The organism is Oceanicoccus sagamiensis (assembly GCF_002117105.1).
GTDB classification, from domain to species: Bacteria; Pseudomonadota; Gammaproteobacteria; order Pseudomonadales; family Dasaniaceae; genus Oceanicoccus; species Oceanicoccus sagamiensis.
In genome coordinates this window covers 3,965,315-3,981,186 of the sequence record NZ_CP019343.1, presented here as the reverse complement: position 1 = coordinate 3,981,186, position 15,872 = coordinate 3,965,315, and the positions used below count along the sequence as shown (strand labels likewise).

General features: G+C 48.6%; 15 protein-coding genes. 12 read left to right on the top strand and 3 right to left on the bottom strand.

The features are described from left to right. Nucleotides 1-6: 6 nt before the first annotated feature. Genes lpxK through pgsA form a run of 7 tightly spaced genes read left to right on the top strand, consistent with a single transcriptional unit; the run spans nucleotide 7 to nucleotide 6,414 of the window. On the top strand, nucleotides 7-1,035 hold the full coding sequence (gene lpxK, locus BST96_RS18040) for a tetraacyldisaccharide 4'-kinase (RefSeq protein WP_085760032.1): 1,029 nt from the start codon (nucleotides 7-9) through the stop codon (nucleotides 1,033-1,035). Next, nucleotides 1,025-1,792 carry a 3-deoxy-manno-octulosonate cytidylyltransferase gene (gene kdsB, locus BST96_RS18035; protein WP_085760031.1) on the top strand — a complete coding sequence of 256 codons (768 nt, stop codon included), beginning with the start codon at nucleotides 1,025-1,027 and terminating at the stop codon, nucleotides 1,790-1,792. The genes lpxK and kdsB overlap by 11 nt, the downstream gene beginning before the upstream one ends. Next, nucleotides 1,785-2,282: a low molecular weight protein-tyrosine-phosphatase gene (locus tag BST96_RS18030; RefSeq protein ID WP_240554841.1), complete on the top strand. Its 498-nt coding sequence runs from the start codon at nucleotides 1,785-1,787 to the stop codon at nucleotides 2,280-2,282. The genes kdsB and BST96_RS18030 overlap by 8 nt, the downstream gene beginning before the upstream one ends. A gap of 3 nt (nucleotides 2,283-2,285) precedes the next feature. Next, nucleotides 2,286-3,305, top strand: a complete 1,020-nt coding sequence (gene murB / locus BST96_RS18025) for a UDP-N-acetylmuramate dehydrogenase (RefSeq protein ID WP_085760030.1) — start codon at nucleotides 2,286-2,288, stop codon at nucleotides 3,303-3,305. A gap of 15 nt (nucleotides 3,306-3,320) precedes the next feature. Continuing rightward, on the top strand, nucleotides 3,321-3,923 hold the full coding sequence (locus BST96_RS18020; protein WP_085760029.1) for an alpha-ketoglutarate-dependent dioxygenase AlkB family protein: 603 nt from the start codon (nucleotides 3,321-3,323) through the stop codon (nucleotides 3,921-3,923). A 6-nt stretch (nucleotides 3,924-3,929) separates the two neighbouring features. Further along, nucleotides 3,930-5,822, top strand: a complete 1,893-nt coding sequence (gene uvrC, locus BST96_RS18015; protein ID WP_085760028.1) for an excinuclease ABC subunit UvrC — start codon at nucleotides 3,930-3,932, stop codon at nucleotides 5,820-5,822. 31 nt (nucleotides 5,823-5,853) lie between these two features. Further along, entirely contained in the window at nucleotides 5,854-6,414 is a 561-nt protein-coding gene (gene pgsA / locus BST96_RS18010) for a CDP-diacylglycerol--glycerol-3-phosphate 3-phosphatidyltransferase (RefSeq protein WP_085760589.1), read from the top strand. Here the strand turns inward: pgsA and BST96_RS18005 are convergent. Genes BST96_RS18005 through BST96_RS17995 form a run of 3 tightly spaced genes read right to left on the bottom strand, consistent with a single transcriptional unit; the run spans nucleotide 6,411 to nucleotide 10,680 of the window. Continuing rightward, on the bottom strand, nucleotides 6,411-7,094 hold the full coding sequence (locus BST96_RS18005) for a spermine/spermidine synthase domain-containing protein (protein ID WP_085760027.1): 684 nt from the start codon (nucleotides 7,092-7,094) through the stop codon (nucleotides 6,411-6,413). The two genes, pgsA and BST96_RS18005, sit on opposite strands and share 4 nt — an antisense overlap. Continuing rightward, a complete protein-coding gene (locus BST96_RS18000) occupies nucleotides 7,091-8,905 on the bottom strand; it encodes an ABC transporter ATP-binding protein (protein ID WP_085760026.1) in 1,815 nt (604 codons plus the stop codon). The genes BST96_RS18005 and BST96_RS18000 overlap by 4 nt, the downstream gene beginning before the upstream one ends. Then, entirely contained in the window at nucleotides 8,902-10,680 is a 1,779-nt protein-coding gene (locus tag BST96_RS17995; RefSeq protein ID WP_240554840.1) for an ABC transporter ATP-binding protein, read from the bottom strand. The genes BST96_RS18000 and BST96_RS17995 overlap by 4 nt, the downstream gene beginning before the upstream one ends. A 130-nt stretch (nucleotides 10,681-10,810) precedes the next feature. Between BST96_RS17995 and BST96_RS17990 the strand changes: the two genes are divergently transcribed. From BST96_RS17990 to BST96_RS17970, 5 genes are all read left to right on the top strand, one after another. Next, nucleotides 10,811-11,284 carry an RNA methyltransferase gene (locus tag BST96_RS17990; protein WP_085760024.1) on the top strand — a complete coding sequence of 158 codons (474 nt, stop codon included), beginning with the start codon at nucleotides 10,811-10,813 and terminating at the stop codon, nucleotides 11,282-11,284. A 25-nt stretch (nucleotides 11,285-11,309) separates the two neighbouring features. After that, entirely contained in the window at nucleotides 11,310-12,491 is a 1,182-nt protein-coding gene (locus BST96_RS17985) for an NmrA family NAD(P)-binding protein (protein WP_085760023.1), read from the top strand. Nucleotides 12,492-12,700: 209 nt separating this feature from the next. After that, nucleotides 12,701-13,096 carry a LexA family protein gene (locus tag BST96_RS17980; protein ID WP_085760022.1) on the top strand — a complete coding sequence of 132 codons (396 nt, stop codon included), beginning with the start codon at nucleotides 12,701-12,703 and terminating at the stop codon, nucleotides 13,094-13,096. Next, nucleotides 13,080-14,333: a Y-family DNA polymerase gene (locus tag BST96_RS17975; protein ID WP_085760021.1), complete on the top strand. Its 1,254-nt coding sequence runs from the start codon at nucleotides 13,080-13,082 to the stop codon at nucleotides 14,331-14,333. Before BST96_RS17980 ends, BST96_RS17975 begins: the two co-directional genes overlap by 17 nt. Before the next feature lie 97 nt (nucleotides 14,334-14,430). Beyond that, a complete protein-coding gene (locus BST96_RS17970; RefSeq protein WP_157118009.1) occupies nucleotides 14,431-15,867 on the top strand; it encodes a hypothetical protein in 1,437 nt (478 codons plus the stop codon). The last annotated feature ends 5 nt before the right edge of the window (nucleotides 15,868-15,872 follow it).

The window sequence follows — 15,872 nt, the reverse complement described above, 5'->3', positions numbered from 1 at the left end:
ACGTCTATGGTCGCGTCCTCGCACGAACATCGCCTTGTTCACCACTGGTATCAGCAGTCACTGGGTTTATATCTACTAGCGCCATTTTCACTACTGTATTTTCTAATTACGGCTATACGTCGGCAGGCTTATCGCTGGGGGCTACTGTCCTCGTTTAAACCGCCTGTGCCCACGATTGTGGTCGGTAATATTACAGTCGGCGGTGCCGGTAAAACACCGGTGGTTATCGCTCTGGTTAAAGCCTTACAACAGCAGGGCTTTAATCCCGGTGTGATTAGCCGTGGTTATGGCAGCAAAGCCCCGTCTTATCCCTATGCGGTTACCTCTACCAGCCAGCCTGAACACAGTGGTGATGAGCCCTTGCTGATTGCACAGCAAAGCGATGCCCCCGTGGTTATCGATGGCAACCGTAAAAACGCCGTTGAGATGCTGATTGAGCAATATCAGTGTGATGTGGTGGTCAGTGATGATGGTTTACAGCACTATGCGCTACAACGGGATATAGAGATAGCGGTAGTCGATGTTAACCGAGGCTTTGGCAGTGGCTGGTTAATGCCGGTCGGACCATTAAGGGAGTTGCTAAGCCGTTTATCTCAGGTTGATTTTATTATTGGCAATGGTGATCAATCCCTGGGGTTGCCAGCGCCGGCGCCGTTTTATTCGATGCAGTTACAGGCTACAGCTTTGCAGGCTGTTACTAACGATACGATGATGGCGATTGAGCAATGGCCCCATAGCAAACGCGTCCATGCCGTGGCCGGTATAGGTAACCCTCAGCGTTTTTTTACCACGCTGCGTGATTTGGGTTTTGAGCCAGTTGAACATGCTTTTCCCGATCATTATAGTTACTGTGCTGATGACTTTCAGTTTGCTGAAACACTGCCGATTATTATGACGGAGAAAGACGCCGTGAAGGTTCGCGCCATCCAGCAGCCCCCACAGCACTGTTGGTCACTGCCGGTTGCGGCCGCTATTGATTCAGCATTTTACCATAGCATTAACCAGCAGCTTCGAGAGACTAACCATGAGCTTTAGCGTTGTTATACCTTCCCGATATGGTTCCAGTCGTTTGCCCGGTAAACCGCTGGCAGATATTGCCGGTAAAACCATGGTGCAACGTGTTTATGAGCAAGCGCAGCAAAGCCAGGCAGCCAGTGTCATTATTGCTACCGATGACCAGCGGATTATATCGGCGGCAGAGGGCTTTAATGCCGAGGTTATTATGACTTCAGCGGAGCATGAATCTGGCACTGATCGCTTACAGGAGGTGGTTGCCTCGCTGGCCTTGCCTGACGACCATATTGTGGTCAATGTGCAGGGTGACGAGCCATTAATTCCAGCCAGCGTCATCAATCAGGTTGCCAGCGATTTACAGAATAACCCGCAGGCTGGTATTGCCACACTGGTAGAAAAAATTGATGATATCGATACGGTCTTCAATCCCAATGCCGTTAAAGTGACTATCGATAAGCAGGGCAAGGCGCTGTATTTTTCCCGGGCGCCTATGCCCTGGAGTCGTGATAGTTTCGACGGTAGTAATGATCAACTGCCTGAGGGGGTTAACTATTATCGCCATATCGGCATTTATGCCTACCGAGTTTCTTTTTTACATCAGTTTGTACAGTGGCCAGCAAGTTCATTAGAGGTCACCGAAAAACTGGAGCAGCTTCGTGCTCTGGAAAATGGTGTAACGATTATGGCCTCTGAAGCCTGTGAAGCGATTCCTGCCGGTATCGATACAGAGCAGGACCTTCAAGCTATTCGCGCTTTATTTGATCAAGCGAATGACTGAGCCAATGTCCGTTAAGGTGCTGTTTGTCTGCCTGGGTAATATCTGTCGCTCACCGACGGCCCAGGGTGTATTTGAACAGCTGGTTACCGACCATCAACTGTCTAACATTATTACTACTGATTCGGCGGGCACTGCGGCCTGGCATATAGGCAAGCAACCCGATAGTCGTTCAATCGCAGCGGCGGCCAGACGCGGCTGTGATTTAACTGGATTGCGTGCACGTCAGGTCAGTCGCAGTGACTTTGATCAGTTTGATTATATTCTGGCGATGGATAGCTCTAATCTGGCTGATTTACAGGCACTATGCCCAGCGGATTACCGCGGTGAGCTGGCCTTGTTTTTAGACTATGGTGACAGTGATATTGAAGCAGTGCCTGACCCCTATTATGGTGATGGTGATGGCTTTGAGCAGGTGCTTGATTTAGTCGAGCAGGCCAGCGCCGGTTTACTGGCCTCTATTCAACAGCAGACCCATAACCCGGTATCCTAAGTTGTGACCCTATTGCTCCGTCAAAACGCTGACCTACAGCCCTTAAATACCTTAGCCGTGCCGGTCAGGGCTAAATTTTTGGCCGAGATCCATAAGCCTTCTGATGTGATTGATGCCCTTGAATTAGCCCAAATTAATGAATGGCCCGTGGTTTTTTTGGGTGGTGGTAGCAATATGCTGCTGACTCAGGATATTGATGGTTTGGCTATGCATTGTTTACTGAAAGGGATCTGTGCCCAACAACAGGGTGACACTGTTTTAGTAACAGCGCAGGCGGGGGAGAGTTGGCAGGGGTTGGTGGAGTATTGCCTGCAGCAAGGCTACTACGGCATTGAAAACCTGTCGCTTATTCCAGGTACAGTCGGTGCTGCCCCGATTCAAAATATCGGCGCCTACGGTGTTGAGTTAGAGCAGGTGTTTGAATCGGTAGAAGGCTGGGATATTGAGCAACAGCAATGGCGCACGTTGTCGGCGAGTGACTGTCAGTTTTCTTACCGCAATAGTATTTTTAAACAGCAGCTAAAGCAGCGTTTCTTTATTAGCGCTGTTACTTTGCGACTTTCTTTAAACGATACCCCAAACCTTAGTTACGGTGTACTGCAGCAGCACTTTAAAGATCTGGCGATCCCGTCACCCTCGGCCCGGCAGGTTGCCCAGGCGGTGATAGCCATCCGTCAAAGCAAATTACCGGACCCGGCAGTACTGGCCAATGCCGGCAGCTTTTTTAAAAACCCGATTATTAGCCAGCAACAACAGCAGCAGCTCAGCATCGACTACCCGGATATGGTCTGTTACCCGCAACCGGATGGCCGAGTAAAAGTGGCCGCGGGCTGGTTGTTAGAGCAAGCCGGTTGGAAGGGAAAGACAATAGGTCCTGTCGGTATGCACGAGCAACAGGCTTTAGTATTAATCAATTACCAACAGGGTGATGGTCAATCGGTACTTGCGCTAGCCGAGGCGATTACGCAAGATATAGCACAGCGCTTTGCTATCCATTTGGAAATAGAGCCGCAAGTTTACTGAGTCGAGGTTGTTGTTTTGCAAGCCGGTTTGTTCTCATCCACCCCCCAGGTTTTTGATCTGCCGCAGGCAGATATTAGCTATTATGAGGACTTTATTGCCGATGAGGCTCAGGTCTATCAGCAGCTATTGGCCGATTTACAATGGCATCAAGATACGATTCAAATGTACGGCAAACCCGTGTTAATCCCCAGAATGAATGCCTGGTACGGTGATAAAGAGGCGGCCTATAGCTATTCCGGTTTAAAGCTGACACCTATTCCCTGGACAGAGAGTTTGCTGCTATTAAAACAGACCGTAGAGCAGCAGCTCAATAGACGCTTTAATAGCGTGCTGGCTAATTATTACCGGGATGGTGCTGATAGTGTGGCCTGGCATAGCGATGATGAGGCTGAACTGGGGCTCAACCCGGTTATCGCCTCACTGAGTTTTGGTGCTACCCGACGTTTCTCCCTGCGAAGAAAAAAACAACAGCAAGCGCCAATCCATATCGACTTGCATGGTGGCTCATTATTAGTGATGGCGGGGCAAACCCAGCAGTACTGGCATCATCAAATTGCAAAAACGACGAAGCCTGTGGCAGGGCGCATTAACTTAACTTTTCGTAGTATCCAGCTATAAAGCCCTATGACTGATAATAACGGTAATCACAGCGACAATACCGCCAAACCGCAGGAAAAAAAGCGGCCGGCGTTTGATTATAGTTCTTTTTTAAAATCGCTGACGACCAAGCCCGGTATTTACCAAATGTACGATGCCGATGGCAGCATACTCTATACCGGTAAAGCCAAAAATCTTAAAAACCGTTTATCCAGTTATTTTCGCCAGCAGGGCCTGGCGATTAAAACCGCAGCGCTGGTATCTAAAATTGCTTCGATTGAAGTGACGATCACCAATACCGAGGCGGAAGCCTTATTATTGGAGCATAACCTGATTAAGCAGCAGCGCCCGCCCTATAATATTTTGCTGCGCGATGATAAGTCATTTCCCTCTATTTATTTATCGTCCCAGCATGAGTTTCCCCGTATTGCGATTCATCGCGGGGCGAAAAAAAGTAAAGGCCGTTATTTTGGGCCTTATCCCAGTGCCGGTGCGGTTAAAGAAAGCCTTAATTTTTTACAGAAGGTGTTTAAGGTGCGCCAGTGTGAAGATAGTTTTTACAACAACCGTTCACGGCCATGTTTGCAACATCAAATTAATCGCTGCAGCGCTCCCTGTGTTAATAAAATTTCTGCCGAGGAGTATGAAGAGTCGGTTCGCCATACGGTGATGTTTTTGGAAGGTAAAAATAAAAGCCTGATCAATGAGTTGGCGAATAAGATGGAGGCCGCCTCTGGCGCCCTGGCGTTTGAACAGGCGGGGGAGTATCGCGATAAAATTCAATATTTACAGCAAGTGCAAGCCAGTCAGTATATCGAGGGTGAATCAGGTGATATTGATATTGCTGCCTGTGACTACCGTGCCGGGGTTGTCTGTATTCAGGTGTTGTTTGTCCGTGGCGGCCGTGTTTTAGGCAGCAAAAGTTATTTCCCCAAAGTCTATCTGGATGAGCAGCAGCCACAAATTCTGGAGGCGTTTTTAGCACAGTACTACTTGGCAGATGGTGCCGGTGCCCGGGCTGATAATATGCCCCGAGAGATTGTTGTTAGTCATGACTTTGATGGGGCGGCGGCCTTGGCTGAAGCCTTATCCTCTCGCTTGGGGCGCAAGACGACCATTAGCACTCAGGTTCGCAGCAATCGCGCCAAATGGCTAAAACTGGCGATTGAAACCGCACAGCAAAACCTTACCGGCCATTTGGCCAATAAGCAGACCATTTATCAACGCTTTGAAGCTTTGCAAGACGCGCTTAAGCTCAGCGAGATGCCACAGCGCTTAGAGTGCTTTGATATCAGCCATAGCAGCGGAGAAGCCACCGTGGCTTCCTGTGTGGTGTTTGATAATAACGGTCCACTCAAATCTGACTATCGTCGCTTTAATATTGAAGATGTTGCCGCCGGTGATGACTATGGTGCTATGCGTCAGGCTCTTAGCCGGCGTTATACCCGGATTAAATCCGGTGAAGGTGCGATGCCCGATATTTTGTTTATCGACGGCGGCAAGGGGCAGGTGAACCAGGCTTTGTCGGTATTGGAAGAATTGCAGATTAACGATCTGCTGGTGGTTGGGGTGGCCAAAGGTACTACCCGTAAAGCGGGTTTTGAGGTGCTTTATCGTGCGGATACCGGTGAAGAGTTTGTAATGCCATCGGATTCTTCCGGTTTGCATTTGGTCCAGCATATTCGCGATGAGTCACATCGCTTTGCGATTACCGGCCATAAACAGCGGCGGGATAAGAAGCGGCGCGAGTCGCCGCTGGAAGGTATACCCGGTGTTGGGCCCAAGCGGCGCCGTGAATTACTGCGTCATTTTGGCGGTTGGCAGGAAGTCAAAGCCGCCAGCGCCGAAGATTTGGCCAATATTCCGGGAATTAGCGAAAAATTGGCCAGAGATATAGTGGCGGCGCTGCATAATAGGTAGAATGCCCCCACGTTTTAATGAAGCCCAATCAATGAATATACCTAACGCACTAACACTGTTTAGAATCGCTCTGATACCAGTCTTTGTACTTGTCTTTTATCTTCCTTACCACTGGAGCTTTATGGCGTCTGCGGTGATCTTTGCGTTGGCGGGAATTACCGATTGGCTGGATGGCTATATGGCCCGTAAGCTGGACCAATTTACGCCGTTTGGCGCCTTTTTGGACCCGGTAGCGGATAAATTGATGGTGGCTATCGCTCTGGTCTTACTGGTTGAACGCTTTGGCAGTTGGTGGTTTACCATCCCTGCGATGGTGATTATTGGCCGTGAGATCGTGATCTCTGCACTGCGTGAGTGGATGGCTGAGCTTGGCAAGCGCACCAGTGTGGCCGTGTCCTATGTGGGTAAAGTTAAAACCACCTTCCAGATACTCTCTATATTGGTCCTGTTAGCGGCAGCCCCGGAGCGCAGCGGTTGGTTGTTAAATTCAGGCCTGGTCTTGTTGTACTTATCAGCGCTATTAACCCTGTGGTCGATGATTATCTATATCCGTGCCGCCTGGCCGACCTTTGAAATGGGTGGTGATAGTTAGCGCCAGGGCTTCTGCGCTAAAAAGATGGTGTGTTTGCTGCCTTTGCCCGCATGGGCTCTAACGGTTTTAGTGCTTGCCTGATAGCCCGCTTTTTTTAACCGTATAACAAACATCGGGTCATAGCCCGCTGACCAGATCGCCAGCATCCCTTCGGGTTTCAGGCTCTTATAGATATCATCCAGGCCCTCGACCGAATACAGCCAGTTATTATCTTTTTGGGTAATACCCTCAGGGCCATTATCAACATCCAGCAAAATCGCATCGTAATGTTCGTTCTTTTGCAGCAACAGATCGGCGACATCACCGAGATAGACCTCGCTGCGGCTATCTTGCAGTGGGTGGCCGGCACAATCACCCAGCGGGCCTTTATTCCATTCCACCACTTCCGGGATAAGTTCTGCCACGGTAACCTGTGATGATGGGCCAACCGCGTTTAGCGCTGCGGCGAGGGTATAGCCCATGCCCAGACCTCCCACTAATACCTGCGCAGAGTCAGATTGCTTGATATGGGCACAGCCCAGTTCCGATAAAGCCTGTTCCGAGCCATACATACGGCTATTCATTAATTCACCGCGCACACCGGACAGACGAATAGAAAACTCATTGTCGCGGCGGGAAAACTTCAGTTCACCACCGTTATTGGGAATACTGGCAGTTCCTAAATGCACCCAGGGTTTCATAGCGTTTCTTCCGCGTTGTTTTTCTCTTCTACCAGATTGGCATATATACCGTTAGCTGCCACCAGGCTGTGGTGGGTGCCACGCTCTTGAATCAGGCCTTCACTTAATACCAGTATTTGGTCCGAGTGCTGGATAGTGCTGAGGCGGTGAGCAATAGCGATCACGGTTTTATCCATAAAGACGTGGTCAATGGCTTTTTGTATCAACTGCTCAGTGACTGAATCCACCGCACTGGTGGCTTCATCTAACATAATAACTTCGCTGCCACCGGCAATGGCGCGGGCAAAGGCGATTAATTGTGCCTGGCCTACGGATAAGTTTTTACCGCCATCCCGGCATTGAAATTGGTAGCTGTCGGGCAGCTGCTCAATAAACTCGTCGGCATAAACATATTTTGCGGCATCAATAATATCTTGCTGGCTAATCGTCTCTCTACCGAGGCCAATATTAAAGGCAATACTCTTATTAAATAGAAAGACTTCCTGTTGCATCAGGGAGAAAAACTCTCTGACAGTGGTTTTAGGAATGCCGGATAATTCAATACCATTGAGCTTGATAGAGCCCTGATAGTTATCATAGGTTTTGGTCAGCAGTCGCAAAATGGTGGATTTTCCGGAACCGGTGGTGCCTACCAGCGCAATCTTTTCACCTTTATTTAAACTAAACGAAATACCTTTTAAGACTTCGGGGCCGTCTTCACTGTAACGGAATCTAACATCTTCAAATACCAGTGATTCAAAGCCCGCCAGTGCTTTGCTGGGTTGAAAGTCCAGTTCTTTGCTATCTTCCAGCGGCTGTGAAAAGACCTCTTCAATATGCTGCAAGGCTGCCAGTGCGCGCTGGATAGAAGCCAGTTGTGAGGTAAAGTCTCTGATGGGGACAAAGATTTTATCCAGCGTATTAATAAAGCCAATTAACACACCCACGCTAATGGTTGCCGTGAGAACCTCACCGGAACCATACCAAATAATTAAGCCCAGACTAACGGTGGTAACACCTTCTATCAGCGAATAAAGCGCAGAGTCATAGAGGTTGGATTTGGCCTGAGTCTTTTGAAAACTGCGGGTGTATTGTTGGTAGTTTTTTTGCACTTCCTGCTCGGCACTATAGAGCTGTACGGTTTTAATACCGTTCAGACACTCTTGTAAATAACCTGTGCCCTTGGATAGTATCTGGCGGGCCGTGACAAAAGCATCACGCATTAGGCGGCGTAATTTTTCGGTGATGTAATAAATAATCGGACCGATAAGTAGAAGCACCAGAGTTAAGCGCCAGCTTATCGAGGCGAGAAAGATTAATAGCGCGACCGTAATTAATAAATCCCGCACCATATTCAGAAAGCCCTGAGCAAAGGATTCATTAATCGCTTCAAGGTCGCTGGTTAATCGAGTCAGGGTAACGCCCATGGGGGTTTTATCGAAGTAGCTACGGGGGAAGTGCAACACCCGGTCAAACATGACCTGACGTAAATCCAATATGGCTTTTTGCGCCGCTTTTTGTAAGGAGTAATTGTAGATAGCATCACTGATATAGTTGGCCAATAAAATGCCTAATAGACCTGCTACCCATAGCCATAGGCCATCAAATTTTCTGGGCACCAATTGCTCATCGATTATTTGCATAATCATCCATGGGTACAGCACGCTAAACAGTACTGAGAAGGGGATTAATGCAACACCAATAGCCACTTCTTTACGGTAGGGGCCAAGAAAGCTGATAAAGCGTTTAATCAGCGGCCAATCAAAGCCTGCCGGTTTGTTCTCCGGGGTCGTTTTACTGTGCGCCGGGTTGTGGCCTACAGGGGCAGTCATGGGATATTCCCCCCGTTGGATTCTTGCTGTAACTCCCAGGTTTCCCGATAAAAGGCGGAGCTTTGCATCAGTTGCTGATGGCTGCCTTTGGCAATAATTTCACCGCCCTCCAGGACTAAAATCTGGTCGACTTTTTCCAGTACGCTGGCGCGATGAGACACAATCAGCGTACAGTCACTGCGCAGCTTATTAAAGATTTGGTCGAGTAAATAGCGTTCAGTTTTGTTATCCACCGCCGACAGCACATTATCCAACACCATTAACTTGCTGGGGGTATACATTGCGCGGGATAAACTGAGGCGCTGTTTTTGTCCGCCGGACAAGAGAATACCTTTTTCACCCACTAAGGTATTTTCTCGTTCCGGAAATTGCTGTACTTCTTTATACATATCCCCTTGGGTCAGGGCGGTTTCAAGGCTTAATGCATCAGGATGATCGCTGCCACCAAAGCTAATATTATTGGCCACGCTATCGGAGAATAAAAACGGCTCCTGAGTAATGGTGCGGACAGCACTGCGTAGATCCTGTTTGGATAGCCGGGTAACATCGTTGCCATCGATATAAATCTGTCCACTATCAATATCCAGATAGCGATTTAAGCAGTTAACCAGTGTGCTTTTACCAGAACCCACTTTGCCCAGTATGCCCAGTGTTTGGCCGGGGATAATATCGAAGCTGATATCTTTCAACGTCGGCTGATCATTCTCCGGGTAAGTGTAGCTAAGGTGATTAACTTGAATGCCTGCGCTAAATAACTGTTGCTGCTCGGCCTCGCTTAAATGCTCGGACTCTTGCTGATCGACAGGTTGGTCTAAAATTTTGCGCATACTTTCCAGGCTGACCATGCCCGTTTGATAGGCTGAGAAAATCATGCCCAGTGAAATAAAGGGAATAGCTAACAAGGTGGCATAGGAGAGCAGGGCAGTGATCTCACCGATGGTTAAATCCTGATTGATCAAATAAAAACCACCGACCGACAAGATCAGGACTTTCATAATACGGTCGGTATAGGTGATGATCGGCAATACAATGGTGCGAATACGGGCCAGTATTAGGGAGCGCTTAAGAATGGCCTGGTTATGTTCGGCAAACTCAGCGATGGCCCAGGGCTGCACCTGATAGGATTTGATCTCTTCAATACCGGACAGCATGCCTATGGTATGGCTGGACAGCGTCTGTAGTTCTTCCATCCGCTTTTTGGTCATGGCCCGCATATGGGCGATGGCCCGGTGGGCAATAAAAAAGGTCACCACCACCGGAATAATGCAATACAGGGTGAGTGATGGAGAAATCTCCCACATCTTGACCGGGGTTAGTGACAGGGCAAAGCCAATATTAAAAATTTGCAGCATCACAATACCGGCTAGCGCCCTGACGCCGTTGATATCATTATTGACAATAGAGATCAGTTTGCCGGTCTCATGTTGGTCATAAAACTCTTTTTGCAATTGTGTCAGCTTGCTAAAGGCATCATTTTTTAGCTCCCGCTCAATGGCTCGGCCGGGGTTAAAAAATAAAATTCGGGAAACGGTGCGGGTTACAATCATCACCACGGCAAATACCACGACCATACTGACGTTATAGATCAGGGCATCCTGGTTTTTTTCCAACTCACCGGTCAGCAAGTCAATACTAAGCCCGATATGAATAGGAATATTGACGGCTAACCAGTTGGTCAGGAAGATAAATACAATTCCTAAACCATAGGATTTTTTGTGATGTAGTAAATACGTTAGAAGAAAGCGCGCATTACTTTGTTTACTGGCAGGTTTCAAAATGCTTGTAGTTTTGTTGATCAGTGGGAGGCAGTCTTTAACGTGACCGCTAAAATAGGGCGTTATTGTACTGTATATTTGCTGCTGGCAGTCATAGAATAAAGTAACTAATTAGCCAGAATACGTAATAATGATAAAAAGCTACGCCTGTATTGGTCTGCACAACCCCAAATCCCCTGAAAATGTCGGTTCTGTGATGCGTGCGGCCGGCTGCTATGGGGTCAATTCGGTGTTTTATACCGGCAATCGCTATGATATGGCCAAGCCCTTTCATACCGATACCCAAAAGGCCTATGAGCAATTGCCTTTGGTCGGGGTCGACGACTTAAAAAGCATTATTCCGCTGGGCTGTGTACCCGTGGCGGTGGATTTAATCGATGGGGCCAAACCCTTGCCTGAGTATAAGCACCCAGCTCGGGCGTTTTATATCTTTGGCCCTGAAGATGGGACATTGCAAAAGGATATTGTTCGATTTTGCAGTGATTCGATTTATGTGCCCACTATCGGCTGTATGAATCTGGCGGCGACCGTCAATGTCGTGCTTTATGACCGCTTGGCCAAGGGGGATAATTTCTCCCACCATCAAGATGAATTAAGAGTTTAAATGACAATAATAAGGTGTATGGATAATGGATCGAGATACCGCAGTCAGTATGGCCCAGCAAGCCATTAAAGCGCAAAACCAACAAATTGTTGAGGATATTCTTAAGCTGAAAGCTGAGCGTGAAGCCCAGCCCCACAGCGAAAAGCCGATTGCTGAATTACCCTTGATTGGCGTTACCTGTTCAACCGGTTGGGAGTGTCATGCCATTGTTCATGAGCTAAGCCTGACCCGCAAATACCGGGTGCGGGCGATGTATCGTTCCAAAGGCACTCGCGCTGAAGAGCGATTGCAGCGGCTGGTGGATGAAACAGAGAAGACCCATCCCGGCTTATTGGAAATGCGCGCCGGTGTGGATATGTACTCAGAAGAGGTGCTGACCCGCGAGTTTGCCGATTGCCATGGTGTAGTGCTGTACGTTACCGCCAATAGTGCCAAAGCCGGTCAAATTGAGAACCATGGTAATGACCCGCTAAATGGCCGTGCGGCGGTCATGCGCCAGGCGGTGGCAATGGTCAATGCGGTTCAGGCCAATCCTTCTATCCAGCATTGTGTGACGCTGGTTTTTCCCCCGGATAAAGTCACGGGCGTGACCACTGTTGAGGCCGAGATTCCCTGGTGGATTGACCAGCGTTTGCGGATTACTGATTTTTTTCGCGGTCAGGGTCTTAATGTGACCTGTGTCCATCGCCCGGCTTATTACTATGGTTTGCACCGGGTGGATTACACCACCTCTACGGCGGATTTTCGTGGCGAAACGGCTTTGTCCCGCAACCTGATTAAAGAAGATACTGTGCCCGGTATTAATGAGCCGGACTTTACCGTCAACTGGGTCGATGTTCGGGATATCGGTAAATGGGTCGGGACTATCTTTGAATACCCGGAAGTCTTTTCCAATATCAATTTCTCTATGGCTTCCTGTGTGATGAGTGGTGATGAGTGTGTAGAGCGCTGCCATAAAATTAATAAACATGGCACCACCTTTAAGTACAAACAGTTTCCGCAATGGGTGATGAAAATGATTAGCCTGTTTAATAATGAGGTGATTTACCCGCTGCGTTATAGCCAATGGTATAACGCCGATGGCAATGCCTATGATTTTGCCCATGAGGATGATTTGGCGGATTTAGACCGCATTCACCCGCGCTGGACCTTTGAGCAAAAGCTGGAGTCATGGGGTATTGACGAGTTAAAGCCGGGCGCTAAGTAGGGTGGATTATAATCCACCGAGCCCCGCCATGAGCCCTGCCTGAGCCCCCATATACCGGTGGATTATAATCCACCCTACGGGCAACGTGACGCAGCCCCTGCTCAGTGCAGCTCGTTCCCAGACTGTAAAGAACTATAACCCACCCCGCGAGAGTCACCATAAAGATAGGTTGACATGCTGTATATACATACAGTATAAATAGCTGTCTTATGAAAGTGATTCTCGTTCCCAAATTTAGCTGTTCTGTCTCCGCAGGTTTTCCCAGCCCGGCAGATGATTTTATCGATGAGGAGATTGATCTCCTTAAAAAACTGATTGAGCAGCCCAGCTCCACCTTTCTTGCCCGTGTGGTGGGGATGTCGCAGATTAATGTCGGCCTGTTTCCCGGTGACCTGTTAATTGTTGAGCGACATCTTGAACCGAAAAACGGCAGTTTGGTGATTGCGGCATTGGATGGCGAGCTAACCTGCAAAACGATTGATACTGAACGGCAGCTACTGCTGCCAGCCAACGATGCGATGCGGCCTATCCCGGTAGGGAACAGCGAACTGGTGATTGAGGGTGTGGTTCGACGCTGGATACGTTGTCATGTTCCTCTTAGCTGATTGTCGCAGCTGTTTTGCCAGTTGTGAGCAGATTTATCGCCCGGATTTGCGCGGCAAACCGGTGGTGGTATTGAGTAATAACGATGGCTGTGTGGTGGCACGCAGCCGTGAAGCCAAGGCCTTGGGTATCCCCGACCTGGAAGCCTTTTATAAAATACAGCCTTTGTTAAGGCAGCATAATGTGACGATTTTTTCTTCCAACTACGCACTCTATGGTGATATTAGCAATCGGGTTATGACGACCTTAAGCCGCTTCTCACCTGAAGTGGAAATCTATTCCATCGATGAAATGTTTTTAGATATCAATGGTGTGCTGGAAGCGTTGGCTGACTATGGGCAAACGATTAAGCAAACCGTATGGCGCGATGTCAGGATGCCTATCGAAGTGGGTATTGCTCCCACCAAAACCCTGACTAAAATTGCCAGCCATGCCGCTAAAAAAATCTCTAAACTTAATGGTGTATGTGTACTGGATCAGCCTCATAAATGGCAGTGGGTGCAGCAGCGCCTGCCGGTTAAAAAAATATGGGGTATTGGCTCACGCTTTGCCCGGCGCTTAAATGCGCTGGATATTTTTACCGCCTACGATCTGGCTAACGCTGACCCCAAGCAGTTGCGAAAACAGTTTAATATCAATGTAGAGCGTACTATTAATGAATTAAATGGTATTGCCTGTTATTCGCTGGAGCAGCAGCCACCGGCACGGCAGCAAATTTTCTGTACCCGTTCCTTTGGTAGTAAGCTGACTACACTGGCACCACTTGAACAGTCTGTTAGTGGTTATGCCGCCCGAGCCGCAGAAAAACTTCGGGCGCAAAACCATACGGTAAAAACCTTGCAAGTATTTATTAACACCTCTCCCTATGAGCCTGATTATTACAGCCGTAGTTGTACCATTAAGCTGCCTTTTGCTACGGATGATAGCCGCTTTATTATTCATCATGCGCGCAAGGGGTTGCGAAAAATTTTTCAAGCTAACCGACGTTATTTAAAAGCGGGGGTAGGCTTGGTTGAGTTGCAAGATAAGAGCTTCCAGCAACATGATTTATTTCACCCGGGGCAACCGTTGCAATCAGCTCAGTTGATGGCGGCACTGGATACCATTAATCGACGTTATGGTCAGGGCTCCGCCTATATTGGCGCAGAGGGCTCCAGCAAGCGCTGGAAAATGCGCCAGCAGTATTTGTCACCGGGCTATACCACCCGCTGGAGTGATATGCCTCGGGTTCGTTGTTAGCCCGGTAGCGGCGTTTACAAGCGGCAGCATTCTTGTCAGTATCATAGCCTTCTTTAACAACAGGTTTATTCCCTTGCAGCGCTGGCTTTATTTACTCTTGATCACATCGCTTACCGCATGCACCACGGTCACCGATAAATCGGATGTCCGTGTTAATGCCAATGCTGCCCAGTGCCGTGAAGTAATCAGTGCGGCGCAGCAGTTAATTGATCAAGAGGGAGTTGCTGATAGTCAGGCTGTCAGGGTAGAGGGCTTTGGCTATTTGCGCAGCAATCGACTGCTGGCCAGTTTTAAAGATCAGCTAAATGAGCCGGGTCAGTTTGACGCCTGGCTGGATCAATTACAGCAGTTGGGTATAGACGGTCTGACGATTGAGCTGGCTAATCTCCCTGCGCAAAGCCGGGCGTTATTACCGCAGCAGCCTGTGTTTTATGCGTGTGTGTCTACCCTGCGGCAAGCCGATTTTGCAGAGGCGGCGGCGCAACAGCGTTTAATAGATAGCGTAGCGGTGCCCGATGAATACCAAACCTGGAAGCGTATTGCCGGTTTATATTGGTTAACGGCCTGGGCGACAAAATACGGGACGGAGGGTTTATATAGCGATATACAAGCAACCTATAATAAACCCATGGTGACCGATAATCTGATCAGTTATAGGCCACCCACAGAGGAAAACTATGATGCAGCAGCGATTATGGCCAGAGCTTACCGTGATCAGGCGCTGGGTATACCGGCCTTAACGACTGAGGATAAAAACCGGTTATTTGCAGCCTTTGCTCCGACAATTGCTGTGGAGACAAAAACTGATAATGATCGAATAGGGCGCCTGGCCTGGTCGGCCACTAATAAACCCACCGTTGTTATCACGGAACGGCCAACAGTCTACAGGCATTTATCGTATACACGCTTTAATCAGCAAACGTTATTGCAACTCAATTACAGCTTCTGGTTTCCTGCGCGGCCCAAGCAGTCGGCGCTGGATTATCTCGGTGGCAATATTGATGGCTTAATATGGCGGGTGACACTGTCGCGTGCAGGGGAGCCTATCGCTTATGACTCCATCCATCACTGTGGTTGTTATCATTTGTTTTTTCCAACGCAGCAAAGCTGTATCAAACCCTCTACAGCCTTATTGGAAGAGCCGGGATTTTCTTTTCAAACCATCCAGTCAAATTCCAATACCCCCTTAACCTTGCAACTTGCCCATAGCTCACATTATTTGGACCGGGTTATTGAACAGCCATTAACCACGGATACCGAGGTCGAATATCAATGGGCAGACTATAAAGAGCTGCGTTCACTGGAAAAACCGGGAACCGCAGGGCGGCGACAAAGCCTATTCCAGAGTGATGGCATTATGGCAGGCACGGAGCGGGGCGAACGGTTTTTTCTCTGGCCTATGGGGATACCCGCCCCCGGTGAAATGCGACAGTGGGGTCACCATGCGACGGCCTTCTATGGTCGCAGGCATTTTGATGATGCCGATATTATTGAGCGATACATTGGTTTAAACGATAAAACGGTTTGCCAGTAAAGCCT